Below are 24,902 nucleotides of genomic sequence, written 5' to 3'. Positions count from 1 at the left end.
ACCTTCTTTCTAGAACTTCGGCTTGATGATGCGGCTGAGCCAGAAGCCGCCTGCTGACAGAAGCACCACTGCCGCCGCGATCATGAGGTAACCGGGCAGCGTGCTTGTAAAGACTCGGGAATACCGTTCGTTGAACAGCGTGAGGCCAATGAACATCACGATCGGAAGAGCCATGAGGACAATCGCCGACATCCGGCCCTCTGCACTAAGAGCACGAATCTGACCCCGCACCTGGGTCCGGTCACGAACAGTATCGCCGAGGTGATCCAGTACTTCTGCCAAGTCGCCGCCCACTTCGCGGTGGATCTCGATTGCCTGTGAGATCGAGAGGAAGTCCTCGCTTCGAGTCCGCCTGGCGACGTCGGCCAGCGACTCGCCCAGATCCCGGCCGATCCGCGTTTCGTTGATGATCCGGCTCAGCTCCTCGGCCATCGGCGGCTGGCTTTCCTGCGCTGCCGCGTCGACTGCCCTCAGGAGGCTGTGCCCGGCGCGGAGGCCTCCGGAGAACATCTGCAGCGTGTCCGGTACCTGCTGGTCGAATTTTGCCCGGCGGCGCGAGGAAAGGACGTTCAACAGCAGGTGGAGTCCGAGAGGAGTCAGCAGCGCCAGCAGAACGGTGGCAAAAAGGCCACCCAAAAAGAAACCGAAGACCGCGGCCATCAGGGTGAAGATCCCGCCAATCAAAAGGTAATCTCCAGGCTCCTTCTTGAGCCCGCATTCGTCCAGCCGGTCGCGGGTCAATAGACCTGGACCGCGTCTTTTCACGCCCTTGTTCAACGCCCCGACTGCGTGCCCGATCAGGCTCGCCAGGATGGACTGCTGGGCCGGGGAGTCGGGCCGGCGCCTGGACAGCGGGAGAGCCGACTTGGGCCTGAGCACCACCCCATAGATAAGGAACATGGCGAGATACAGGAGAAACAGAGCCGCCACGAAGATGCCGGTTTCGCCAGCCATCGTCACCGCCCCCTTGGCTGCAAGGCGCCGGACAAGGCGGGCGATGTACCGAACACAGCAGGAGATACCTCTATGCCGAGTTCCGCGAAGCGGTCCGTGAACCGTGGACGCACACCGGTCGGGACGGGCTTTCCGAGGAACCGTCCGTTGGCGTCGACCCCGGCCGCATAGTCGAAGACGAAGGCGTCCTGAAGCGTAACGACGTCCCCTTCCATGCCCTGGACCTCGGTGATGTGGGTGACCCGCCGGGAGCCGTCGCGCAGCCTCGAAATGTGCACGATCAGGTTGACCGCCGAGGCAACCTGCTCGCGCACCGCCCTCAGCGGAATATCCATGCCTGCCATGAGGACCAGGGTCTCGAGCCTGGCGATGGCGTCCCGGGGGGAGTTCGCGTGGACAGTGGAAATCGAGCCGTCGTGGCCGGTGTTCATGGCCTGGAGCATGTCCAGGCATTCGCCGCCACGCACCTCACCCACCACTATCCGGTCCGGACGCATGCGCAGTGAGTTCCGCACCAGGTCCCGAATGGAGACCTCGCCCCTGCCCTCGATATTCTGGGGGCGGCTCTCGAGGCGCACCACGTGGTCCTGCTGCAGCTGCAGCTCGACGGCATCCTCGATGGTCACGATCCTGTCGTCAGCGGGGATGAAGGAGGAGAGCACGTTGAGCAGGGTGGTCTTGCCCGTTCCGGTGCCGCCCGAGACGATGATGTTCATCCGGGCGAGCACGCAGGCCTGCAGGAGTTCAGCCATCTCCGGCGAGAGGCTTCCAAGGGAAACGAGGTTCTGAACCGTCAGCGGATCCCGGCCGAACTTGCGGATGGTGAGTGCCGGCCCGTTGACTGCGAGCGGCGGGATGATGGCGTTGACGCGGGAGCCGTCAGCGAGCCGGGCGTCAACCAGGGGCGAGGACTCGTCAATGCGCCTTCCCACCTTGGAGACGATGCGTTCGATCACCCTGCGCAGCGCGTCATCCGAACTGAATTTTGTGTCAGTGACGAAGAGGCGGCCCTGTCGTTCAACGTAGACCTGGTCGAAACGGTTCACCATGATCTCCGTGATGGACGGATCATCCAGGAACCGCTGGATTGGCCCGTGGCCCAGAACATCGTCGATGATCTCCCGGATGAGCCGCTGCCGCTCGGCCGTTGAGAGCGGCACTTGCTCCTCGTCCACCACGATCTTCAGTTCGTCCCGAACGAACTGGTGCAGGTCGTCGTCTGCCAGCGACGAATCTGTGAGCCGCGACCCCAGTCGCTCAAAAAGGGCCTGCGTGGCTCTTTCCTTCAGGGCATTCAGTGCTTCGCTGGCGACCGAAACGGGCGGCGGGAGCTCCAGCGCCGCCTCCGCACTGGCCGCTGCCTCGGCGGTTTGGGCGTCATGCTTCCGCCCGAGAGTGGCGGGTGACTTCGGCTGGAAGACGTCGCCTGGCGGTTTGGTGGTGTCTGGCTCAGCCTTGGCCTCCCCAAGGAGGAGCTGGAACCGGTCTGAGAGGCTCACTGTACTACCGCCCTTCTGTGCAGCTTCTTATGAGGTCGTTCTTCCCAATTCGGCTTGAAGCGCTCCACCAGTTGGCGGAGGCCTTTCGCCGCGGGGTCGCGGTTCCCGTCCTGCAGGACGGGAACGCCTTTGTTCGTCGAATAGGGCATGGACTTGGAGCGGGGAAGTGCCACGTCCACCGGGGCGCCGATGGTCGCTTCGATGTCCTGAAGCGTGAGGCCGGCCCGCCTGTCGGCCATGTTGAGCACCACGTGGCGCTGCTCGGGGACCAGGTTAAGTTCGGTCAGGATCTTGAAGCCCGTCCGGAGGCCGCGGATGCTCGGGATGTCCATGCCGCAGATCCAGACGGCGTCCGTCGCCTGTTCCAGGGTCGCGAGCACGTGCTCACCCAAGCCCGGAGCCGTATCCACCACCACGTAGTGAAACTCCTCTCGCAGCTGGATGAGAAGCCGGGTGACGTGTTCACCGGTGATCCTGTCCATCTCCACAGGGTTCCGCGGCGCGCAAAGGGCGTAGATGCCGGCCGGATGGACTGTCAGGTACGTCTTAAGGACCATGGAATCCTGGCTGGCGGCGCCCACCACGGCATCCGTAATCGTGTGTTCCGGATCCAGCATCAGGCCGCTGGCCACATCACCAAACTGGAGGTCCAGATCCACGATCACCACGGTCATCGGGGCGGACTTGCCAAGCCCGACGGCGAGATTGGTCGCCACCGTGGTCTTGCCGACCCCGCCTTTGGGCGACATGACGGCAATGATCCTGCCGCCGGCACCGTGATCGGCGTGCTCGGACGTACCGGGACCCAGACCCCGACGGCGGCCCGCGGCCGCAAGCGCAGCACGCTCCAGCATGACGCGGATCGAGTCCGGATCCGCGGCCGGGTCGAGGAGGTCCCTCACCCCGGATCGCATGGCCTGCAGGACCACTTCCTTCGTTTCCGGCACCACCAGGACCACGCTGATCTCCGGATACTGGAGGTCCATGACCGACGCCAGCTTCAGGGACCCGTCGATTGGCAACCCGGGGCCAAGTATCAACACTTCGGGCGGTTCGCCGGCGAGCTGGCGGAGGAAATCATGGGGGCTCTCCGGCAGGTAGTCCGCTTGGAAGACATGGAGCGAACCGTGCATGCCGGCCACTGCCAGCTGCATTCGTCTTTCGAAGTCGGTGTTGGGGGTGATGAGGACGAAGCGGCTCATCGGAACAACCTGGCCCTGTTCACGACGCCCGACGTGCCCTCGACCGCGCCCACCGGTTCTTTGGATAGATAAACCTTGCCGAACTCTGTGGCGAAGATGATCCGCTGCGCGTCAGCGGCGTTGCGCGCCACCGTGATCAGGTAGGTGTCATCGGACGTCGCCTTCTTGGATGCAAGCGCCCCTTTTGTGGAACCATCCTCAGAAGTGGCCTCCTGGGTCTTCGCCGCGCTGCCGTTGCTGAACTGGGCAGCGGTCACCAGGACCCTCTGGAAGGTCAGCTGAGTCTCCCCGGAACTGGAGGCGGGGTCAGCAACCGAAAGGAAGATTCCAACGGAGTCGCCGGCGGCCACCGTGCCGCCGACCACGCGTTCGATGGGGAGCTTCAGGGTGATTTCCTGAAGCCCTTGCGGCACTGCCACCCTGGAGGGACCGAGGAGGGTGGAGGCGTCGACCATCCGCGATGACAGCAGTTGCTCCCCGGGAACCAGCGCCACGGCAGTGACCCGCTGCCCGACGTCGGACAGGTCCGTTACGGCACCCGAGGCAACGGCCGACTTCGGAACGTCCTTCTTGACGACGGCGCCCGCTACCTTATCGATGCCAGTGCCGGCGGCAACAGCCTCGTCGACGACGTAGACTGACTCCGTTTCCGTCTGGGCCATGGCCCTTTTGTCCGCATTCTGAACGTATGAGACCAGCAGTACCGTACCGATGATGGCTACAAGCAGCGCGGCGATGCCTCCCAGCATTCGAGTTTTCACTTTCAGTCCCCTCTAATCATCATTTGATGAGTTTTACAATTGAATTCTGAAAATACGGTCCCTGCTCGGACGACCTGAGGGACCAAGGAATAAACTCGACGTATCGGCCGCAAATACCGCGATCGGTTCCCTTTTTGAAAAGCAGGGTGCAGACGGGGTCCGCCCTAAGTCCCGTGAGATTGTCTGGATCCTTGACAAAGGACCAACCATGGATTTGAACCTTGGCGTAACCGGAAAGATGAAACTTGCCGTGACTCCCGTTATCCTGCCCATCATCGAAAATTGGGAAAAATGCATAGGCGAATTGATTCTTGGAAAAATCAATCTGCCCACGCCAGGAATCGAGGGTAGGGCCGCAGCTGGTCGGTGTCTTGCTGTTGCCCGGGTTGGAACCGACCCAGCCGGCGGCGTCGGCCGCCACGTCGCAGGCGCCAGTTTCATCGAGCCAACCGAAGCCGCCCGGAATGTGATGCCCGGAAGGGCTGCCGACGCAGGGGCTCTTGCCATGTTCCTTCATCAGGACTGTTACGCCGGGTGGCGCGTACACGACTCCGATCTGGCATTGGTCGAAAACCAGAGGGAAGGCACCCGCAGCGGCGTCTACAGACCAGGTGGCAGTGGCCTTGGCGCCGACTGTTATTGCTGGAGGATCGGGGAGGGCGCTCGCAAAGAGATTCGTGAGGAAACTCTTGCTGCCGTTTCGGGTGCTTGTGGTGACTGTCACCTGGCCGGGCACCGAGGTCGCGTCCACGGTGGCGTCGCTGTGCGCGTCATTCGAATTGGCATCCGCCAGCGGCCCGGCCAGGGCGTCGTCGCAAGAACCTTCCGCGCAGCTATCTGCCACGGCTAATGCCCCCGCGTCTGCTCCATTCTGCAGCTGGGCGCGTTCGGCGTAGATCTGGCCGACGTCGACGGCCAGCGCCCCGACCCCGATCAGGACCAGCATCATGACGGCAACCAAAACGCCTATTGCGCCGCGCTCGTTGTCGTTGTCGTTGGGAGAGTTCGTCAGCCGCCGCATCGCATTGCTCCTAGCCCGCTCACCGTGACGCTGACGCCGAAGATTCCGGTGAGGGTTGCGGCCTGGTAGGTGATGCCCACAGTCACGTTGTCGCCGGCGGTGCAGGCGGCCGGCGTGAACGAGTACTGAAAGGCGCCGGTGTTCAACCCCGGCGCTCCGGCCGCGGCGGCGAGTTCCGCCTCGCCCTGATTGTCTTGGATAGCCATGGTGCGGGCCGCTTCGCGGGCCGCCTGGGTCACCGAAATCTGCAGATTGTAGGCGTAGGAAAACTCAACGATGCCGGCGACCAGGGCTAAGAGAATTGGCGCGACGAGGGCGAACTCTACGGCCGCCGCTCCGCGGTCCCGCCGGGCGGTTCTGGATCTGCTGCGTTTCACTGGAACCCCCGCGAATAGTTACAGCTGGAAAAGAAGGTGTGCCGCGTCCGGCGTTGGCGAACGCGGCACACCCATTGGTTCGCACGTCGCAGGCTAGTTGGCCCAGCCCGTAACGGTGGTGCCGAGGTCGGTGAACCACGTATTGAGTGCGCCGCCGAAAGCCGTAACTCCGCCGATGACAGCGAATGCGATAAAAGCAATGAGCAGCGAATACTCGGTTGCGGTGGCGCCCTTTTCTGATGACAGTCGGTCCTTGACTCCCGAAACGAAAGCAAGCACCGAGACCATGAGTGTAGTCATTGTGATTTCCTTAAATTCGATGGAATAATTCACCGAATTCCAGCGTCCCCCATATGCCGCGAAGGGCTGGTTCTTCGATAGCTAAAGAATTCCACCGCGGCAGAAATGCAACAATGCGTAGCCATACCCGACTTTTGAGGGGGGACACTTAGTGGGCCCCTCAAATAGGTACTCACACAGAAAACTCCAAGGTCCGGTAATCACTTGGATTCATAAGCCTGGCTTGGCTTTGTTCTCGGAAAACCACTAAGAGGGGCACTGTCGGTAATGAGTCAGGAGGCGAACAAGACCATCCCCAGGGCGGCCGCCAGCATGGAGGGCCCAAAGGCCACCTCGGATGATTTTTCGGCGCGCTTCAGCGAAATCAAGACGACGGAGAAAATCCCGCCCAGCACGAAGCCCAGGGCTCCGCCGTAGAACAGCTGGCTCCAGCCCAAGTAGCCCAGGTAGAGGCCCACCGGGGCAGCAAGCTTCACATCGCCCATTCCTATGCCGCTGGGCGAGACAATCGCCAAAATCAGGAACACGACGAACAGGATGGCGGCGCCGGCGGCCGCACGAAGCAGTTCGGCCCAGCCTGAAGTGGCCGTGCTGCTCACAGTGAGCAGTGCCAGGCCGGAAATGAGCAGGGACAAAACGAGGGGGTTGGGCAGCAGGTGGTGGGCCAGATCAATCCGGGCCAGCTGCACCGCGAGTACCCCCAGCACCAGGAACGCCGGCAGTGACCAGTCCATCCCGAACCGCAGAGCGAAAGCGGCGCTGAGAACGCAGGTGAGGGCCGCCGTCGTAATTCTTGTCCTTATGCGCGGGAGCCCGCCGAGGCGGGGGAGCAGGCGTGCGATCAGCAGCTCAATCAGTATGCACAGGAGAGTTCCAAGCAAGCCGGCGGCAAGCACAAGCAGTGGTCCGGCGCCGGCGGCACCACTCATAATGGACACAGAGACTCCCTGGCTGGAACGGCCCGGCGCAGGCCAGGGCGCGTTGCACCCCGAGACCGGATACCCCATTTTGACCCCGGCGCCCGGTTCACGCTATTCTTGGTAGTCGTTGTGCGTGTCCTTTTCCGATGATGCGTGCCCGCTGAGAATCCGGTTGCAGGATAACTACTCCTCGGGCATATTCGGGACTCCTGGACCACTGGATTCATAGAGCCCTCACCTCTGTTCCGGTAGCGCATAGATAGTAGGTGCACCTTAGAGTGACGCCTAAAACAAGAACGCCAGAACAAGAACGAGGCAAACACCGTGCGTACGTACACCCCGAAGCCCGGCGATATCAACCGCCAGTGGCACGTCATTGACGCCACCGACGTTGTCCTTGGTCGTCTCGCCAGCCAGACCGCAATCCTGCTGCGCGGCAAGCACAAGGCCACCTTTGCGTCCCACATGGACATGGGCGATTTCGTCATCATCATCAACGCTGAAAAGGTAGCCCTCACCGGCGCCAAGCTGGAGCAGAAGCGCGCATACCGCCACTCCGGCTACCCGGGCGGCCTGACCTCCGTCAACTACGCGGAGCTGCTGGAATCCAACCCGGTCCGCGCCGTGGAGAAGGCCATCAAGGGCATGCTCCCGAAGAACTCCCTCGCTGCACAGCAGCTGGGCAAGCTGAAGGTGTACCGCGGTGCTGAGCACCCGCACGCCGCCCAGCAGCCCAAGACTTTCGAAATCACCCAGGTCGCCCAGTAGTCCTGGCCACCAACCAACTTATCTATACAAGGAGAACCGTGGCTCAGAACGAAGAGACCACCGAAGCCGTTGTGGCAGAGGAAAACCCGACCAGCTACACCTCGGAAAGCGGTCCTGCAGAAGCAGAAGCGCCGAAGAAGGAACGCCCGGCACTGACCGTCGCCGGCGCAGCAGTTGGCCGTCGCAAGGAAGCCGTCGCACGCGTTCGCATCGTGCCCGGCACCGGCAAGTGGATCATCAACGGCCGCGAACTGGCCAACTACTTCCCGAACAAGCTGCACCAGCAGGACGTCAACGAGCCCTTCAAGATCCTCGATCTTGACGGCGCCTACGACGTCATTGCCCGCATCCACGGTGGCGGCATTTCCGGCCAGGCCGGCGCCCTGCGCCTCGGCATCGCCCGTTCACTGAACGAGATCGACACCGAGAACAACCGCGCCACCCTGAAGAAGGCCGGTTACCTGCGCCGTGACGCCCGCGTCATCGAGCGTAAGAAGGCCGGTCTCAAGAAGGCCCGCAAGGCTCAGCAGTACTCCAAGCGCTAATCCCGCTTCCGAAGCGCTGCCGCTTCACAGAAGCCCGTCCCGCCGTTCGGCGGGGCGGGCTTCTGCCGTTAAGCCTTTATGACCTGGCGGGATGCCCTCTTGAGCAGGCCAAACGTCCCCGGACGCCCGGCGGTCCCCTTGCCGAGGGCCGCCCGAGGCAGGGGCGGGGACCTGCATCGTCTAAACTTGACCCGATGTCTACATTATTTGGAACAGACGGTGTCCGTGGCCTGGCGAACGGCCTGCTGACTGCCGAGCTCGCACTGCAGCTGGCCCAGGCCGCCGCCGTCGTGCTTGGCCATGAACGCACCAGCGAGGGTGCGCGGCCGCGCGCCGTGGTGGCGAGGGACCCCCGCGCCAGCGGTGAGTTCATTGCCGCGGCCGTGGAGGCAGGGCTTTCCAGCTCCGGAATCGACGTCTACGACGCCGGCGTACTTCCCACTCCCGCAGCCGCCTACCTCGTGGCGGACCTGAACGCGGACTTCGGCGTGATGATTTCCGCCTCGCACAACCCAGCGCCTGACAACGGGATCAAGTTCTTCGCCCGCGGCGGCCAGAAACTCCCCGACGAGGTGGAGGACGCCATCGAGGAACAGATGGGCAAGGAGCCCTTCCGGCCTGTCGGCGGCGAAGTGGGCCGCATCCAGCGCTTCTCCGACGCCGAGGACCGCTACATCGTGCACCTGCTGGGCACCCTTCCGCACAACCTCGACGGCCTGAAGGTGGTCCTGGACTGCGCCCACGGTGCCGCCAGCGGCTGTTCCCCTCAGGTGTTTAAGGATGCCGGAGCCGATGTTGTGGTCATCGGAGCCGAGCCGGACGGCCTGAACATCAACGAGGGCGTGGGCTCCACGCACCTGGGCCCGCTCAAGGCCGCGGTGGTGGCGCACGGAGCAGACCTGGGCATCGCCCATGACGGCGACGCCGACCGCTGCCTCGCCGTGGACCACGAGGGCAACGAGGTGGACGGCGACCAGATCATGGCCATCATCGCCATCGCGCTCAAGGCCGCCGGCAAGCTCACGGACAACGTCCTGGTTGCCACCGTGATGAGCAACCTCGGACTGAAGATCGCCCTGCGCAACGCCGGCATCGAGGTCCGCGAGACCGGGGTGGGCGACCGTTACGTCCTTGAGGAAATGCGCGACGGCGGTTTCAACCTCGGCGGCGAACAGTCCGGCCACGTGATCCTCGCCGACTACGCCACTACCGGCGACGGCGTCCTGACCGGCCTGCAGCTCGCAGCGCAGGTGGCCCTCACCGGCCGCCCGCTGAAAGAGCTCGCCACCGTCATGACCAAGCTACCGCAGGTCCTCATCAACGTGAAGGGCGTGGACCGCAGCCGGGTCAGCGGCGACGAAGCCCTCGCAGCCGCCGTCAAGCTGGCCGAAGCCGAGCTCGGCGACACCGGGCGTGTGCTGCTCCGCCCTTCCGGCACCGAACCCGTGGTCCGCGTCATGGTGGAAGCCGGCACCCAGGAGACCGCCCAGGTCATCGCCGAGCGACTGGCCCAGGTGGTCAAGCGCGAGCTGGCGCTGGATCCCGTCCCGACTGAGCTCGTCCGGTAGGGCAGCTCCCGCAGCACCGAGAATTAAGAAAGCGGTCCGCCTCCCTCTCGGGAGGCGGACCGCTTTTGTTTCCTTGGATTGCTCGCCGGGGCGATTACCGGGTGGGCTGTTTGCGCAGCTCGTCCCGGATTTCCTTCAGCAAAGCGATCTGGGGATCCTCGGCTGCTTCCTTCTTCACTTCCTGTCCAATGCCCAGCTTGCGGTTCCGGTGCTCGATCAGCCGGTTCATCGGCAGGATGATGACGAAGTAGATCGCGGCCGAAACCAGCAGGAAGTTGACCACAGCGGTAAGCAGGACGCCGATCCGGACGTCGCCGAAGGCCAGGAAATCATCAAAGTTGGGCTGTCCGACGAGCAGCGAGATCAGGGGCATCATGACGCTCTTGACCAGCGCGTCCACCACGGAGCTGAACGCTGCGCCGATGACCACGGCCACGGCCAGGTCAATGACATTGCCTTTGAGAATGAACTTTTTGAATCCGGTAAGCATGGGTCCAAACTATCGCACCGGCCGTCGCCGGCGGGCAGCGGTTACGGGGCCGGCGGGCAGCGGTTACGGGTAACCCGGTGCGGCTTCGAGCCCGAAGTACTCCTCGAGGGTGGCGATTCCGCGCTTCCGCATGTCGTTGGCCGCCTCGACGCCGACATATCTTAAGTGCCACGACTCGTAGTAGTACCCCGTAATCGGATGCAGCATCCACGGGTACCGCACCACGAAGCCGAACCGGTACGCGTTGGCCTTGGCCCACACAGCGGCCGGCTGTTCGGCGAAGCAGGGCTGGAAACTGCACGCGCCGCCGCCGTCGCCGATGTCGAACGCCCAGCCCGTCTGGTGCTCGGAATGCCCGGGCCGCGCCGAGGCGGTGTCGGCCGCGGCCTGCCCCCGCGCGCTGACGTAGCCGTTGTAGGTGGCTGTCTGCGTGGCGTAGGACCGGTAGCCGCTGGCCAGCGTCATGGTCACGCCGTCCGCCGCCGCTGCCGCGAACATCTTTTCCGCGGCGGCCGCCGTGGTGCGGTTCAGCAGCGCTGCCTCGCCGGAAACGGCAAGGGCAACGCTCGGCTGGACAAGATCCCGCGGAACAAAGTTGGCCGGCTTCAGCGGGCGCCGCTTGTTGACCACCACCCAGGGGCTGGTTGGGTCGGTCAGTGAGTGCTGCTTGGGCAGCCGGGAGGCGGCCGACGGCGGCGCCGGCGCTGCCGCGGGGGCGGTGGCTGCCGACGGCGGTGCTGACGCGGACGCAGCGGCTGAACCGCTGGAAGCAGCGGTGGCAGAGGGCGACGCGGTGGCGGAAGCCCGCGCCGAGGAGCTGCCGGCAGAAGCGCCGGGAGACCCGGACGCTGACGGGGGTGCCGGCGTCGTACTTCCCGTAGCGGAAGGTGCCGCGGCAGGACCTGCGGGTGTGCAGGCCGCCAGCGCGGACAGGCCGGCGCCGGCGAGGAGGAGTCGGGTGACAATGCGGCGGCCCGGCGCAGCCGCTTCAGGGGCCGCGGCTTCCTGTGTCCCCGCGTCCTGTGCCGCCTGGCCCGGCGTGGGGGAGCAGTCGTAGCACACCTGTGCTAGACCTTCCTCAGCAGCATGCGGCGGATGGAGTGGTCGGCTTCCTTGGTGAGCACTAGCTGGGCCCGTCCCCTCGTGGGCAGCACATTCTCTTCAAGGTTCGGCTCGTTGATCCGCTTCCAGATTTCGCGGGCCGTGGTCTCGGCCTCGGAATCGGAGAGGGTGGCGTAGCGGTGGAAGTATGACTCCGGCTGGGCGAACGCGGTGGAGCGCAGCTTCCGGAACCGGTCCACATACCATTCCTCGATGTAGGAGGTCTTGGCATCCACGTAGATGGAGAAGTCGAAGAAGTCGCTCAGTGCCAGTCCCTGCCGGCCGTCATGCCGGGGACGCGCGGGCGCCAGGACGTTCAGGCCTTCAACGATGAGGACGTCCGGGCGGCGGACCACCACTTCCTTGCCGGGCACGATGTCGTAGGTGACGTGTGAGTACCAGGGAGCCCGGACTTCCTCGGCGCCGCCCTTGATCTCACTCACGAAACGCAGCAGCGCCCTGCGGTCGTAGGACTCCGGAAAGCCCTTGCGCTCGAGCAGCTGGCGGCGCTTGAGTTCGGCGAGCGGGTACAGGAACCCGTCGGTGGTGATCAGCTCAACGTTGGGGGTGCCCGGCCAGCGCCGCAGCATTTCCCGGAGCACACGGGCGATGGTGGACTTGCCCACGGCCACCGAACCGGCGACACCAATGACGAACGGGGTCCGCTGGGTCTGCTCCCCCAGGAACGTTGTGGTGGCCGCGTGCAGCTGGCCTGCCGCCTCCACATACAGGTGCAACAGCCGGGACAGCGGCAGGTAGACCTCCCGGACCTCCTTCATGTCCAGGGGGTCACCGAGCCCACGAAGGCGCAGCACATCCTCTTCGTTAAGGGGCTGTTCCATCTGGGCTGCGAGCCGGGACCAGGTCTGCCGGTCCAGCTCCACGAACGGCGAGACACCCTCCCCGTTCGCTTCATTGCGTTGCGAAGTCACCCTAGAGATTCTGCCCTCCGCGACGCCGAGAGCGAAATGCGTCCGGACGTAAACTGCCTGATGACGGGCCGGTTGGGGCCGCCCGTGTGCTTTGTCGGCGGCCGTTTGGCGCCCTTCCGGCATGCTGCGGCGGAGGTTGTCCGACGTCCGGTCTCCCCAAAGCCGGTTAGGCTTATACCCATGTGTGGAATCGTGGGTTATGTAGGGCGTACGTCGGGCCGGGCTGATGCCGGGCACACTGCGCTGGATGTTGTTCTTGAGGGTCTGCGCCGCCTGGAGTACCGGGGCTATGACTCGGCGGGCGTCGCCGTGGTTGCCGGCGGGGAGATTTCCTCGCGGAAGAAGTCCGGGAAGCTGAGCAATCTGCTCGCTGAACTGGAGGCGCGGCCTCTGCCGGAGTCGATGACCGGGATCGGTCACACGCGCTGGGCCACGCACGGCGGCCCTACGGATCAGAACGCGCACCCGCACCTGTCTGATGGCGGGAAGCTGGCGCTGATCCACAACGGCATCATTGAAAACTTCGCGGAGCTCAAGCTTGAGCTCGTGGCCAAGGGTGTGGAGTTCGCTTCCGAGACCGACACCGAGGTGGCCGCGGCGCTGCTGGGCGACATCTTCCGCAACAAGCTCGGCGGCGACGTCTCCGACGGCGGCCTGACCAAGGCCATGGAGCTGGCCTGCCAGCGCCTCGATGGTGCGTTCACGCTGCTGGCAGTGCACGCGGACCAGCCCGAGGTGGTGGTCGCGGCCCGCCGCAACTCACCGCTCGTGGTTGGCCTGGGCGAGGGCGAGAACTTCCTGGGCTCGGACGTGTCCGGGTTCATCGACTACACCCGCCGGGCGGTGGAGCTCGGCCAGGACCAGATCGTGACGATCACCGCGGATTCCGTGGTGATCACCGACTTCTTCGGCGCGCCCGCGGAGGGCAAGGAATACCACGTGGACTGGGACCCGGAATCGGCGGAAAAGGGCGGCTTCCCGTCCTTCATGGAGAAGGAAATCCATGACCAGCCCGACGCCGTGGCCCAGACCCTGCTGGGACGGTCGGACATTCACGGGAAGCTGACGCTGGATGAGCTGCGGATCGACCCGGCGCTGCTCAAGAGCGTGGACAAGATCATCGTGCTGGCCTGCGGGACGTCCGCGTACGCCGGGCAGGTCGCGAAGTACGCGATCGAGCACTGGTGCCGGATCCCCACCGAGGTGGAGCTCTCCCATGAGTTCCGTTACCGCGACCCGATCGTGGACGCGAACACCCTGATCGTGTCGATCTCCCAGTCCGGGGAGACCATGGACACGCTGATGGCGGTCCGCTACGCGAAGGAACAGGGCGCGAAGACCCTGTCGATCTGCAACACCAACGGTTCCACGATCCCGCGTGAGTCTGACGCCGTGCTGTACACGCACGCCGGGCCGGAGATCGCGGTGGCGTCCACGAAGGCGTTCCTGGCTCAGATCACGGCCGCCTACCTGCTGGGCCTGTATTTGGCACAGCTGCGCGGGAACAAGTTCCAGGGCGAGATCAAGGACATCCTGGCCGACCTGGGCAAGATCCCGGCCAAGATCCAGCGGATCCTGGACAACGAGGGCCAGATCAAGGAACTCGGCCGGGCCATGGCGGACGCGAAGTCCGTGCTGTTCCTGGGCCGGCACGTCGGGTTCCCGGTGGCCATGGAAGGCGCCCTCAAGCTCAAGGAGCTCGCCTACATCCACGCCGAGGGTTTCGCCGCCGGTGAGCTCAAGCACGGCCCGATCGCGCTGATCGAGGAAGGTCAGCCGGTGTTCGTGGTGGTCCCGTCCCCGCGCGGGCGCGACTCGCTGCACTCCAAGGTGGTTTCAAACATCCAGGAAGTCCGGGCCCGCGGCGCGAAGACCATTGTCATCGCCGAGGAAGGCGACGAGGCCGTGAAGGCCTACGCCGAGCACGTCTTCTACATCCCGGAGACCCCCACCCTCCTGGCGCCCCTGCTGGCCACCGTGCCGCTGCAGATCTTCGCCCTCGAACTCGCCACGGCCAAGGGATACGACGTGGACCAGCCACGCAACCTGGCCAAGAGCGTCACCGTAGAGTAAGCCCATGATTGTTGGCATCGGCGTAGACGTCGTGGACATTGAGCGCTTCGGCCGTCAGCTGGAGCGCACCCCCGGGCTGCGCGACCGGCTGTTCGTTCCGGCCGAGCGCGAGCTGAACACCCGCTCCCTGGCTGCCAGGTTTGCCGCCAAGGAAGCCGTGGCCAAGGTCCTCGGGGCCCCGGCCGGCATGAACTGGCAGGACTGCTGGATCGGGCTGGACCAGAACGGCCCAACAATCCAGGTCAAGGGCACCGTGCTGGCCGTGGCGGAGGCTAAGGGCGTCAAGCGCTGGCACCTGTCCATGAGCCACGACGGCGGCATCGCCACTGCCACTGTCCTGGCCGAGGGCTGATACCGGACGGATTGGACTGAATGATCAGCGCCTATACCGGAACCCAGATACGAGAGGCTGAAAAGCCTTTACTGGATTCAGGAATGGGCGCTGTTCTCATGCAGCGGGCAGCCCACGGCCTTGCCAATGCGGTCATCGGGGAGCTGCGCTCCGGGGGCCGCCGGCTCTACGGTTCCAGCGTTGTGGTGTTGGCCGGCAAGGGGAACAACGGCGGCGACGGCCTTTTCGCGGCCGCGGGCCTTGCCGGACGGGGCATGCGGACGACGGCGGTCCTCGCCTCCGGCAGCGCCCATCCCGAAGCGCTGGCGGCCTTCGAGCGGGCCGGTGGCCGGGTCCGGCACCTGACCGACGCCAACCTCGGCGAGCTGGCAGCGGAAACCGGCAGGGCCGACGTCGTGATTGACGCCCTGCTGGGAACGGGCGCGCAGGGCGGGCTCCGCGGAGCCTCCGCCGGGCTCGTATCCCTGCTTGCCGCCGGTCCGCATGGCCTGGTGGTGGCCTGCGACGTGCCGAGCGGCGTGAACTCCGATACCGGGGAAGCGGCGGAACCGGTGCTCCCGGCCGATCTCACCGTCACGTTCGGCGGCGCCAAGGCCGGCCTGCTGGCGGACCCGGGCGCCGACTTTGCCGGGACTGTCCGAGTGATCCCGATCGGGATCGAGGAAGGGCTTCCCTGGCCGGCGCTGCGGCGCCTGGAAGCTTCCGATCTGGCCGCGCTCCTGCCCAAACCCGGTCGCCGCTCACACAAGTATTCCCGGGGCGTCCTCGGGGTGGTTGCCGGGTCCCCGGCGTATCCGGGCGCCGCCGTGCTCGCCTGCCGCGGGGCCCTCGCCGCCGGGGCCGGCATGGTCCGGTATGTCGGCCCGCCCGACGTCGCCGACCTCATCCGGCACACCTGCCCCGAGGTGGTGTGCAGCTCCGGGACCGTGGCCGAAACCCACGTCCAGGCGTGGCTCGTGGGTTCAGGCATGGACGGCTCGGATGACGAGCAGATGCAGCGGGTCCGTGACGCCGCGGATTCAGGCCTGCCTACCGTGGCGGACGCCGGAGCGCTGCCCGCACTGCCTGACGTCCTCGCGCCGCAGGTGGTGCTCACCCCGCACGCCGGCGAGCTGGCAACGCTGCTGACGCGCCTCGGAGCCGGCCTGGACCGCGCCGCCGTGGAGGCCTCGACGCTCGCAGCGGCCCGCCAGGCCGCAGGTCTCACCGAGGCCACCGTGCTGCTGAAAGGCGCCACAACGCTGGTGGCATCGCCGTACCAGGACTTCTACAGCCAGGCCGACGGTACGCCGTGGCTGGCAACGGCCGGCAGCGGCGACGTGCTGGCCGGGGTTATCGGTGCGCTGCTCGCCCAGGTGGGGTCCGACGTCGGCCGTTTCAGGGAACTTGGCATCGACCCGGACGAGCGGTGGGCGGCGATCGCCGCCATGGGAGCCAGCCTGCACGGCCGCGCCGGAGCCGCCGCATCGGACGGCGCGCCGCTGACCTCGGGGCGGATTGCCGACGCCCTCCCCGGAATCTGGGATAAAGTCAGCACGCTTAGTAATCAGCCGGCCGGTAATCGTAATAGTCACACCTACCGGCTACGGTAAGACCTAGTTCCCGGCGGTGACGCACGACATACCGGCCGGACACAAGTGTTGGACAACGTAATAGGAGCACGAATGGAAATCTGGCCCGGAACGGCGTACCCCCTTGGCGCCACCTTCGACGGAACCGGAACCAACTTCGCATTGTTCAGCGAAAGGGCAGAGAAAGTCGAGCTGTGCCTCTTCGAGGAGGACGGCACTGAAACCCGCGTAGAGGTCGGGGAAGTGGACGGGTATGTGTGGCACTGCTACCTGCCGCAGGTCCAGCCCGGCCAGAAATACGGCTTCCGCGTCCACGGCCCTTATGACCCGGACTCAGGCAACCGCTTCAACCCGAACAAGCTCCTCCTGGACCCGTACGCCAAGGCAGTGCACGGCCAGATCGATTGGGATCCCGCCCTGTTCTCGTACAACATGGGCGACCCCGACTCCCGCAATGACAAGGACTCGGCGCCCCACATGATGATGGGCGTGGTCATCAACCCGTTCTTCGACTGGGACGGCGACCACCTCCCGCGGATCCCGTACCACCAGTCCGTGATCTACGAAGCCCATGTCAAGGGCCTCACGCAGCTCCACCCCGAGATCCCCGAGGAGCAGCGCGGCACCTACGCCGGCGTGGCCCACCCCTCGGTCATCTCCCACCTGCAGAAGCTCGGCATCACCGCCATCGAGCTCATGCCGGTGCACCAGTTCGTCAACGACGGCATCCTTGAGGACAAGGGGCTGAACAACTACTGGGGCTACAACACCATCGGGTTCTTCGCCCCGCACAACAGTTACAGCTCCACCGGCGACACCGGCCAGCAGGTGCAGGACTTTAAGGCGATGGTCCGCTCGCTCCACCGCGCCGGCATCGAAGTCATCCTCGACGTGGTCTACAACCACACCGCAGAGGGCAACCACCTCGGGCCCACGCTGTCCTTCAAGGGCATCGACAACGCCGCCTATTACCGTCTGATGGACGGCGATGAAAAGCACTACATGGACTACACCGGCACCGGCAACTCGCTGAACGTCCGCCAGCCGCACTCCCTGCAGCTGCTCATGGACTCCCTGCGTTACTGGGTGACCGAGATGCACGTGGACGGGTTCCGCTTCGACCTCGCGTCCACGCTGGCCCGCGAGTTCTACGACGTCGACAAACTGTCCACCTTCTTCGAACTCATCCAGCAGGACCCCGTTGTCTCGCAGGTGAAGCTCATCGCGGAGCCGTGGGACGTCGGCCCCGGCGGCTACCAGGTGGGCAACTTCCCGCCGCAGTGGACGGAATGGAACGGAAAGTACCGCGACACCGTCCGTGACTTCTGGCGCGGCGAGCCAGCCACCTTGGGCGAATTCGCCTCGCGCATCACCGGATCCGCAGACCTCTACGAGCACTCCGGCCGCCGCCCCGTCGCCTCCATCAACTTCGTCACCGCCCACGACGGCTTCACCCTCGCGGACCTGGTCTCCTACAACGAGAAGCACAACGACGCCAACGGCGAAGGCAACAACGACGGCGAATCGCACAACCGGTCCTGGAACTGCGGAGCCGAAGGCCCCACGGAGGACGCGAAGGTGCTGGGACTGCGCGCCCGGCAGCAGCGGAACTTCATCGCCTCGCTGCTGCTCTCGCAGGGCGTGCCCATGCTCCTGCACGGCGACGAACTGGGCCGCACCCAGCGCGGAAACAACAACGGCTACTGCCAGGACTCCGAACTGACCTGGATCAACTGGGACAACGTGGACCAGCCGCTGATCGAGTTCACGGCCGCCGTAAACTCGCTGCGGGCCAAGCACCCCACGTTCAGGCGCAGCCGGTTCTTCGACGGCCGGCCCGTCCGGCGCGGTGAAGGCGAACGTCTGCCGGACATCGAATGGCTGGACCCGGACGGCAACACCATGCAGCCGGAGGACTGGGACAGCGGGTTCGGGCGGTCCGTAGGCGTTTTCCTCAACGGTGACGGCATCCAGGGCAAGGACAACCGCGGGCGCCGCATCACGGATGTCAACTTCGTGCTGTACTTCAACGCGCACGACGGCGACGTCGTGTTCAGACTCCCGTCGGATGAATACGCCCCGGCCTGGGACGTCATCATCGACACCGCCGGCGCGGGTGCCGATTCCGAACCCGTGCAGGCTGGCGGCAAGCTCAACGTCGCAGCGAAATCGCTCGTGGTGCTGCGTGCCCACAGCGCGCCGGAGGAGGAACCGGACCACTCGGTGGCCGCCTCCCTTGCGGCGCTGACGCAGACGGCGACGACCGAGACTGCGGCACTCACGGCACCCACCTTTCCGGAACCGAAGAAGACCAAGAAAGCCTGGGCCAATCCTGAAGAGACTCCGGATGAGAAGCCGGAAGAGACTCCTGTTGACGAGCCGGACGTGACTCCTGTTGAGGAGCCGGACGTAGCTCCTGTTGACGAGCCGGACGTGACTCCTGTTGAGGAGCCGGACGTAGCTCCTGTTGAGGAGCCGGCAGAGACTTCAGTTGAGGAGACTCCTGAACAGAAGCCGGCAGATCCTGAACAGGAGCCGGCGGAGGCTCCTGTACAGAAGCCGGCAACCAAGCGGAGCCGCAAGCCGGCGGGCAAGCAGGGCGGGACGCGCTCATGAGGACGCCCGTCTCCACCTACCGGCTGCAGATCCGGGAGGGGTTCACGCTGTTTGATGCCGCCGAAACGGTGCCTTACCTGAAGTCGCTCGGCGTGGACTGGGTCTACCTGTCGCCCATCCTGAAGGCGGAGAGCGGTTCCGACCACGGCTATGACGTCACGGATCCGTCCGTGGTGGATCCGGAGCGCGGCGGCCCGGAGGGGCTGGCGGCGGTTTCGAAGGCAGCGCGCGCAGCGGGCATGGGTGTCCTGATCGACATCGTGCCCAACCATGTGGGCGTGGCCTCGCCGGTGCAGAACCCCTGGTGGTGGTCGCTGCTCAAGGAGGGCCGCGGGTCCCGCTATGCCGAGGCGTTCGACGTCGACTGGGACCTGGCCGGGGGCCGAATCCGTATCCCCGTCTTGGGCAGCGATCACGATCTGGATCAGCTCGAGATCAAGGACGGCGAGCTGCGGTACTACGACCACCGCTTCCCGCTGGCCGAGGGCAGCTATGCCGAGGGCGACTCGCCGAGGGACGTCCATGGCCGGCAGCACTACGAACTCATCGGCTGGCGCCGTGCAGACAATGAGCTGAACTACCGCCGCTTCTTCGCGGTAAACACGCTGGCCGGCATTCGCGTCGAGGTGCCGTCCGTCTTTGACGAGGCACATGAGGAAGTGGTGCGCTGGTTCAACGAGGGTCTTGCGGACGGACTGCGGATCGACCACCCGGACGGCCTCGCCGATCCGGAGGGATACCTCGAACGGCTCCGCAAAGCCACCGGGGGAGCGTACCTGCTCATCGAAAAGATCCTTGAGCCGGGAGAGCAGCTGCCTGCCGGCTTCGAGTGCGAAGGCACCACCGGCTACGACGCCCTCGCCGACGTCGACCGGATCTTCGTCGATCCGCAGGGACGCGAAGCGCTGGACCGGCTCGACGCACAGCTGCGCGGCGGCGAAGCTGCGGACTACCAGGCCATGATCCGCGGCACCAAGCGCCGGATCACCGACGGCATCCTCCACTCGGAGATCCTGCGGCTCGCCAGGCTGGTGCCTGGCGACGCCGGAATCCCGCAGGAGGCGGCAGCGGATGCCATCGCAGAAATCATCGCGGCCTTCCCGGTTTACCGCACGTACCTGCCCGAGGGTGCGGAAGTCCTGAAGGAAGCCTGCGAGCTGGCAGCCCGGTGGCGCCCGGAGCTGGACCAGGCCATTGAGGTTCTGCATCCACTGCTGCTGGATACCGAACTGGAGCTCTCGCGCCGCTTCCAGCAGACCTCCGGAATGGTCATGGCCAAGGGCGTGGAGGACACCGCGTTCTTCCGGTACAACCGCTTGGGAACCCTCACGGAGGTGGGCGCCGACCCCACCGAGTTCGCGCTCGAACCGGAGGAGTTCCATGCCCGGATGGCCCGCCGCCAGGCCGAACTCCCGCTGTCGATGACCACGCTCAGCACCCACGACACCAAACGGAGCGAGGACACCCGGGCGCGGATCTCGGTCATCTCCGAGGTGGCGCCTGAATGGGAAAAGGCACTCGACAGGCTGCGTGCCCTGGCGCCGCTGCCCGACGGGCCGCTCTCCGTCCTGCTCTGGCAGGCCGTCGCCGGCGCGTGGCCCGCCGACCGGGAACGCCTCCAGTCGTACGCCCTCAAGGCCGCACGCGAAGCCGGGAACTCGACCAACTGGACCGATCCCGATCCGGCGTTCGAGGAGAAACTGGCGGCGGCCGTAGACTCCGTCTTCGACAATCCGGAGGTCCGCACGGAACTGGAAGCCCTCGTGGCGCTGCTGGAACCGTACGGGGCATCGAACTCACTCTCGGCAAAACTCGTGCAGCTGACTATGCCGGGGGTACCCGACGTGTATCAGGGAACCGAGTTCTGGGACCGTTCACTGACGGACCCCGATAACCGCCGCCCGTTCAGTTTCGAGGACCGCAAGCAGGCCCTGGAACAGCTGGATGCCGGATCCCGTCCGGAATCATTCCTCGACGAGCGGGCCAAGCTGCTGGTGACGTCCCGTGCCCTGCGGCTGCGCCGCGAACGGCCGGAGCTCTTCGCCGGTTACCGTCCGCTGCAGGCCAGCGGTCCAGCCACCTCCCACCTGCTGGCGTTCGGCCGCGGAGCCGGCGGGGCTGCAGGCCCGGGAGCACTCACCCTGGCAACCCGGCTTCCCTACGGACTGGAACAGTCGGGCGGCTGGCGGGACACCGCCGTCGAACTTGAAACGGCTATGAAGGACGAACTGACAGGTACCAGCTACGGACCGGGCCCGGCGGCGCTTTCGGAGGTCTTCCGGACCTACCCGGTGGCATTACTGGTTCCCGAGACAGGAGCAAAGCCATGACACAGACCAACGTTGCAGCACAGCCCCACCAAGCCGCCAAGCCCGTGCGGGGAGCAGAAAGGTTCGACGTCTGGGCGCCGGAGGCGGGCGCCGTCACGCTGCTGGCCGGAGGGGAGCGGTACCCGATGAGCCGCCGGCCCGGCAATGCGCCGGCGGACGAGGGCTGGTGGACAGCACCGGACGCACCGACCGGCGCCGACGTGGACTACGGGTACCTGCTCGATGGCGACGAAACGCCGCTGCCCGACCCCCGGACCCGCCGCCAGCCCGACGGCGTCCACGCCCTTTCCCGCACCTTCGACCCCGGTGCCCACAGCTGGCAGGACGCCGGGTGGCAGGGCCGGGAGCTCCAGGGTGCCGTGATCTACGAACTGCACCTGGGAACGTTCACGCCGGAAGGGACGCTCGAGGCCGCCGCAGGGAAGCTGGACTACCTCGCCGGGCTGGGCATCGACTTTGTGGAACTGCTGCCGGTGAATGCCTTCAATGGCACCCACAACTGGGGTTACGACGGCGTGCAGTGGTTCGCCGTCCACGAGGGCTACGGTGGACCGGCCGCCTACCAGCGGTTCGTGGACGCCGCCCACGCCGCGGGCATCGGCGTCATCCAGGACGTGGTCTACAACCACCTCGGCCCCAGCGGGAACTACCTGCCCAGATTCGGGCCGTACCTCAAGCACGGCGAGGGCAACACGTGGGGTGACTCGGTCAATCTGGACGGTCCGGGATCGGACCACGTGCGCAAGTACATTCTGGACAACCTCACCATGTGGCTGCGCGACTACCGGGTGGATGGCCTCCGCCTGGACGCCGTACACGCCCTCAAGGATGAGCGGGCCGTCCACATTCTGGAGGACTTCGGTGCGCTAGCCGACGAACTGTCGGCCGAGGCCGGGCGTCCGCTGACCCTCATCGCCGAATCCGACCTCAACAACCCGCGCCTGCTGTACCCCCGGGACGCTAACGGCTACGGGCTGGCCGGCCAGTGGAGCGATGACTTCCACCACGCCGTCCACGTCAACGTCAGCGGGGAAACCACCGGTTACTACAGCGACTTCGATTCGCTCGGGGCGCTGGCCAAGGTGCTGCAGGACGGTTTCTTCCACGACGGCAGCTACTCCAGCTTCCGGGAACGCCACCACGGCAGGCCCATCAACTTCAGCGCCGTCCTTCCGTCCGCGCTGGTGGTCTGCTCGCAGAACCATGACCAGATCGGCAACAGGGCCACCGGCGACCGGCTGTCCCAGACACTCCCATACGGCAGCCTTGCCCTGGCCGCGGTGCTGACCCTGACCGGGCCGTTCACGCCCATGCTGTTCATGGGCGAGGAGTACGGGGCTACCACGCCCTGGCAGTTCTTCACCTCCCATCCGGAGCCGGAGCTTGGCAAAGCCACGGCCGAGGGCCGGATCAAGGAGTTCGAACGCATGGGGTGGGACCCCGCCGTCGTGCCCGATCCGCAGGATCCGGAAACCTTCACCCGCTCCAAACTGAACTGGGCGGAAGCGTCAGACGGGGACCACGCCAGGCTGCTGGAGCTGTACCGCTCCCTGATTGCGCTGCGGCGCTCGAGTCCGGATCTCACCAAGTTGGGCTTCGAAGACACAGCAGTGGAGTTCGACGACGACGCCCGCTGGCTGCGGTACCGGCGCGGAGCGGCTCAGGTCCTGCTGAACTTCGGCGATCAGGCCGTCACCCTGGACCGGCCGGGAGCGAGCGTGCTGCTGGCCACCGATGATGCCGTCCGCGTCGACGGCGGCAAGGTGGAGCTGCCGGCGCTGAGCGCCGTCGTCCTTAGCGACTGACACAGGCGGCCTTGTTGTGTGCCGCCGGCTGATTCTGTCAGCCCGCGGCGTAACAACGGACTTGCGGGCTGTAGTCTGCGTCACAACTGGCAGGATGGATCGTATGACTTATTTGGCAGCGGACAACCGCTACGAAACCATGCCGTACCGCCGCGTCGGACGCAGCGGCCTGAAGCTTCCCGCCGTCTCGCTGGGGCTCTGGCACAACTTCGGTGACGACAAGCGCTTTGACGAGCAGCGGGCCATCCTGCGCCGTGCCTTCGACCTCGGCGTGAACCACTTCGACCTCGCCAACAACTACGGCCCGCCGGACGGATCGGCGGAAACCAACTTCGGCCGCCACCTGCAGGACGACTTCAAGCCCTACCGCGATGAGCTGGTCATCTCCACCAAGGCCGGCTACTACATGTGGCCCGGCCCCTACGGCGAGTGGGGCTCACGCAAATACCTGCTCTCCAGCCTGGACCAGTCGCTCCAGCGCATGGGCCTGGACTACGTGGACATCTTCTACAGCCACCGGCCGGACCCCGAGACGCCGATGGAAGAGACCATGGGCGCCCTGGACTACGCCGTACGCTCCGGCAAGGCCCTCTACGCGGGCATTTCCTCCTACACTCCGGAGCAGACGCTGGAGGCCGCGCGCATCCTGAAGGAGCTCGGCACCCCGCTGCTCATCCACCAGCCCAGCTACTCCATGCTGAACCGGTGGACCGAGGACGGCAGCCCCAACCTGTACGAGGCACTTGAGCAGGTGGGCGCGGGCTCCATCGCCTTCTCGCCGCTCGCCCAGGGCATGCTGACCGACCGCTATCTCCACGGCATACCGGCGGATTCCCGTGCGGCCAAGGACCGGTTCCTGTCCGAATCGGCCATTACCGAGGACAAGCTGGACCGGGTCCGCGGGCTGAACCGGATTGCTTCGGGCCGCGGCCAGACCCTGGCCCAGATGGCCATCGCCTGGATTCTCCGCGACCAGCCCAGGGGCACGCCGGTCACCTCGGCACTGGTCGGAGCGTCCAGCGTCAAGCAGCTCGAAGACAGCCTCTCGGCGATCAGCAACCTGGAGTTCAGCTCGGAGGAGCTCACCGCGATCGACGAGTTCGCCGTCGAGTCTGACATCAATCTCTGGGCGCAGAAGGTGTGACGCTCACGCAAATGTAATGAACTGCCCGGGGCCGGCGGGAACAAAGCCGGCCCCGGCGCAGTTGGTTAGACTGTTAGGGCGCCGCGTGGCGCTGTGTCCGTCAGCCGCCGTCGTACAACAGGGTACCGACGCGCAGGGCACTGAAGTTTGTTCTCAAAGGAGTTCCGTGTCTTCAAATCCGATTCGTGTTGCCATTGTCGGCGTGGGTAACTGCGCTGCTTCCCTGGTCCAGGGTGTCCACTACTACCGGGATGCCGACCCCCAGGCAACGATCCCGGGTCTGATGCATGTTGAGTTCGGCAAGTACCACGTCAACGACGTCCAGTTCGTAGCCGCTTTCGATGTTGACGGCAAAAAGGTCGGCGTTGACCTGGCCGATGCCATCCTGGCCAGCGAGAACAACACCATCAAGATCGCCGACGTTCCGCCGACCGGGGTGACCGTGCAGCGCGGCCACACCCTGGACGGCCTCGGCAAGTACTACCTCGAGACCATCGAGCAGTCCCCGGCCGAGCCGGTCGACGTGGTCCAGGCCCTCAAGGACGCCAAGGCTGACGTCATGGTCTGCTACCT

Annotated in this window: 22 protein-coding genes; 11 read left to right on the top strand and 11 right to left on the bottom strand. The window is 65.5% G+C overall.

What is annotated here, in order from left to right:
* Positions 1–9 precede the first annotated feature (9 nt).
* The 8 genes from AC1DDG_RS10610 to AC1DDG_RS10575 form a co-directional block, all read right to left on the bottom strand.
* On the bottom strand, positions 10–954 hold the full coding sequence (locus AC1DDG_RS10610) for a type II secretion system F family protein (protein ID WP_476876054.1): 945 nt from the start codon (positions 952–954) through the stop codon (positions 10–12).
* A gap of 2 nt (positions 955–956) precedes the next feature.
* On the bottom strand, positions 957–2,453 hold the full coding sequence (locus AC1DDG_RS10605) for a CpaF family protein (RefSeq protein WP_476876053.1): 1,497 nt from the start codon (positions 2,451–2,453) through the stop codon (positions 957–959).
* A complete protein-coding gene (locus AC1DDG_RS10600; protein ID WP_476876052.1) occupies positions 2,450–3,655 on the bottom strand; it encodes a CpaE/TadZ family protein in 1,206 nt (401 codons plus the stop codon). Before AC1DDG_RS10600 ends, AC1DDG_RS10605 begins: the two co-directional genes overlap by 4 nt.
* A complete protein-coding gene (cpaB, locus tag AC1DDG_RS10595; protein WP_476876051.1) occupies positions 3,652–4,416 on the bottom strand; it encodes a Flp pilus assembly protein CpaB in 765 nt (254 codons plus the stop codon). The genes AC1DDG_RS10600 and cpaB overlap by 4 nt, the downstream gene beginning before the upstream one ends.
* Before the next feature lie 19 nt (positions 4,417–4,435).
* Entirely contained in the window at positions 4,436–5,437 is a 1,002-nt protein-coding gene (locus AC1DDG_RS10590; protein ID WP_476876050.1) for a pilus assembly protein TadG-related protein, read from the bottom strand.
* The gene (locus AC1DDG_RS10585; RefSeq protein ID WP_476876049.1) at positions 5,425–5,814 is read right to left on the bottom strand and encodes a TadE/TadG family type IV pilus assembly protein; all 390 of its coding nucleotides are present in this window, start codon (positions 5,812–5,814) and stop codon (positions 5,425–5,427) included. The genes AC1DDG_RS10590 and AC1DDG_RS10585 overlap by 13 nt, the downstream gene beginning before the upstream one ends.
* A gap of 93 nt (positions 5,815–5,907) precedes the next feature.
* On the bottom strand, positions 5,908–6,114 hold the full coding sequence (locus AC1DDG_RS10580) for a Flp family type IVb pilin (RefSeq protein ID WP_476876048.1): 207 nt from the start codon (positions 6,112–6,114) through the stop codon (positions 5,908–5,910).
* A 272-nt stretch (positions 6,115–6,386) separates the two neighbouring features.
* Positions 6,387–7,043 (bottom strand): prepilin peptidase, encoded by a 657-nt coding sequence (locus AC1DDG_RS10575; RefSeq protein WP_476876098.1) that lies wholly within the window; start codon positions 7,041–7,043, stop codon positions 6,387–6,389.
* Positions 7,044–7,358: 315 nt separating this feature from the next.
* Between AC1DDG_RS10575 and rplM the strand changes: the two genes are divergently transcribed.
* From rplM to glmM, 3 genes are all read left to right on the top strand, one after another.
* On the top strand, positions 7,359–7,802 hold the full coding sequence (gene rplM / locus AC1DDG_RS10570) for a 50S ribosomal protein L13 (protein WP_015937805.1): 444 nt from the start codon (positions 7,359–7,361) through the stop codon (positions 7,800–7,802).
* 38 nt (positions 7,803–7,840) lie between these two features.
* The gene (gene rpsI, locus AC1DDG_RS10565; RefSeq protein ID WP_230118142.1) at positions 7,841–8,347 is read left to right on the top strand and encodes a 30S ribosomal protein S9; all 507 of its coding nucleotides are present in this window, start codon (positions 7,841–7,843) and stop codon (positions 8,345–8,347) included.
* Between the two features lie 194 nt (positions 8,348–8,541).
* Entirely contained in the window at positions 8,542–9,915 is a 1,374-nt protein-coding gene (gene glmM / locus AC1DDG_RS10560) for a phosphoglucosamine mutase (RefSeq protein WP_476876047.1), read from the top strand.
* A gap of 94 nt (positions 9,916–10,009) precedes the next feature.
* On the opposite strand, the gene mscL is transcribed toward glmM, so the two are convergent.
* From mscL to coaA, 3 genes are all read right to left on the bottom strand, one after another.
* The gene (gene mscL / locus AC1DDG_RS10555) at positions 10,010–10,405 is read right to left on the bottom strand and encodes a large conductance mechanosensitive channel protein MscL (protein WP_230118144.1); all 396 of its coding nucleotides are present in this window, start codon (positions 10,403–10,405) and stop codon (positions 10,010–10,012) included.
* A 63-nt stretch (positions 10,406–10,468) separates the two neighbouring features.
* Entirely contained in the window at positions 10,469–11,467 is a 999-nt protein-coding gene (locus AC1DDG_RS10550; protein WP_476876046.1) for a M15 family metallopeptidase, read from the bottom strand.
* A 5-nt stretch (positions 11,468–11,472) separates the two neighbouring features.
* Positions 11,473–12,438 carry a type I pantothenate kinase gene (gene coaA, locus AC1DDG_RS10545; RefSeq protein ID WP_230118145.1) on the bottom strand — a complete coding sequence of 322 codons (966 nt, stop codon included), beginning with the start codon at positions 12,436–12,438 and terminating at the stop codon, positions 11,473–11,475.
* A gap of 180 nt (positions 12,439–12,618) precedes the next feature.
* Here coaA and glmS point away from each other — a divergent pair, with 180 nt between their 5' ends.
* From glmS to AC1DDG_RS10505, 8 genes are all read left to right on the top strand, one after another.
* On the top strand, positions 12,619–14,511 hold the full coding sequence (glmS, locus tag AC1DDG_RS10540) for a glutamine--fructose-6-phosphate transaminase (isomerizing) (protein ID WP_476876045.1): 1,893 nt from the start codon (positions 12,619–12,621) through the stop codon (positions 14,509–14,511).
* Between the two features lie 4 nt (positions 14,512–14,515).
* Positions 14,516–14,863: a holo-ACP synthase gene (locus AC1DDG_RS10535; RefSeq protein ID WP_018776647.1), complete on the top strand. Its 348-nt coding sequence runs from the start codon at positions 14,516–14,518 to the stop codon at positions 14,861–14,863.
* Between the two features lie 20 nt (positions 14,864–14,883).
* Positions 14,884–16,455 carry an NAD(P)H-hydrate epimerase gene (locus AC1DDG_RS10530; protein ID WP_476876044.1) on the top strand — a complete coding sequence of 524 codons (1,572 nt, stop codon included), beginning with the start codon at positions 14,884–14,886 and terminating at the stop codon, positions 16,453–16,455.
* Positions 16,456–16,527: 72 nt separating this feature from the next.
* Positions 16,528–19,050 (top strand): glycogen debranching protein GlgX, encoded by a 2,523-nt coding sequence (gene glgX, locus AC1DDG_RS10525; RefSeq protein ID WP_476876043.1) that lies wholly within the window; start codon positions 16,528–16,530, stop codon positions 19,048–19,050.
* Positions 19,047–21,380, top strand: a complete 2,334-nt coding sequence (gene treY / locus AC1DDG_RS10520) for a malto-oligosyltrehalose synthase (protein WP_476876042.1) — start codon at positions 19,047–19,049, stop codon at positions 21,378–21,380. The genes glgX and treY overlap by 4 nt, the downstream gene beginning before the upstream one ends.
* Positions 21,377–23,185: a malto-oligosyltrehalose trehalohydrolase gene (gene treZ / locus AC1DDG_RS10515; protein ID WP_476876041.1), complete on the top strand. Its 1,809-nt coding sequence runs from the start codon at positions 21,377–21,379 to the stop codon at positions 23,183–23,185. The genes treY and treZ overlap by 4 nt, the downstream gene beginning before the upstream one ends.
* A 103-nt stretch (positions 23,186–23,288) precedes the next feature.
* Positions 23,289–24,329, top strand: coding sequence for an L-glyceraldehyde 3-phosphate reductase (mgrA, locus tag AC1DDG_RS10510; RefSeq protein ID WP_476876040.1), 1,041 nt, complete (start codon positions 23,289–23,291; stop codon positions 24,327–24,329).
* 166 nt (positions 24,330–24,495) lie between these two features.
* Positions 24,496–24,902 (top strand): inositol-3-phosphate synthase (locus tag AC1DDG_RS10505; protein WP_476876039.1); only part of this gene is annotated, 407 nt, incomplete at its 3' end.

Source organism: Arthrobacter sp. 10L430 (assembly GCF_056395245.1).
Note: the sequence above shows the minus strand (reverse complement) of the source record. Positions and strands in the feature narration are given on the sequence as shown.

Coding starts and splice junctions, on each gene's coding strand:
- AC1DDG_RS10610 (WP_476876054.1), bottom strand. CDS start 954: ATGGCTGGCGAAACCGGCATCTTCGTGGCGGCTCTGTTTCTCCTGTAT.
- AC1DDG_RS10600 (WP_476876052.1), bottom strand. CDS start 3,655: ATGAGCCGCTTCGTCCTCATCACCCCCAACACCGACTTCGAAAGACGA.
- AC1DDG_RS10590 (WP_476876050.1), bottom strand. CDS start 5,437: ATGCGGCGGCTGACGAACTCTCCCAACGACAACGACAACGAGCGCGGC.
- AC1DDG_RS10580 (WP_476876048.1), bottom strand. CDS start 6,114: ATGACTACACTCATGGTCTCGGTGCTTGCTTTCGTTTCGGGAGTCAAG.
- AC1DDG_RS10575 (WP_476876098.1), bottom strand. CDS start 7,043: ATGAGTGGTGCCGCCGGCGCCGGACCACTGCTTGTGCTTGCCGCCGGC.
- glmM (WP_476876047.1), top strand. CDS start 8,542: ATGTCTACATTATTTGGAACAGACGGTGTCCGTGGCCTGGCGAACGGC.
- mscL (WP_230118144.1), bottom strand. CDS start 10,405: ATGCTTACCGGATTCAAAAAGTTCATTCTCAAAGGCAATGTCATTGAC.
- glmS (WP_476876045.1), top strand. CDS start 12,619: ATGTGTGGAATCGTGGGTTATGTAGGGCGTACGTCGGGCCGGGCTGAT.
- AC1DDG_RS10535 (WP_018776647.1), top strand. CDS start 14,516: ATGATTGTTGGCATCGGCGTAGACGTCGTGGACATTGAGCGCTTCGGC.
- AC1DDG_RS10530 (WP_476876044.1), top strand. CDS start 14,884: ATGATCAGCGCCTATACCGGAACCCAGATACGAGAGGCTGAAAAGCCT.
- glgX (WP_476876043.1), top strand. CDS start 16,528: ATGGAAATCTGGCCCGGAACGGCGTACCCCCTTGGCGCCACCTTCGAC.
- treY (WP_476876042.1), top strand. CDS start 19,047: ATGAGGACGCCCGTCTCCACCTACCGGCTGCAGATCCGGGAGGGGTTC.
- treZ (WP_476876041.1), top strand. CDS start 21,377: ATGACACAGACCAACGTTGCAGCACAGCCCCACCAAGCCGCCAAGCCC.
- mgrA (WP_476876040.1), top strand. CDS start 23,289: ATGACTTATTTGGCAGCGGACAACCGCTACGAAACCATGCCGTACCGC.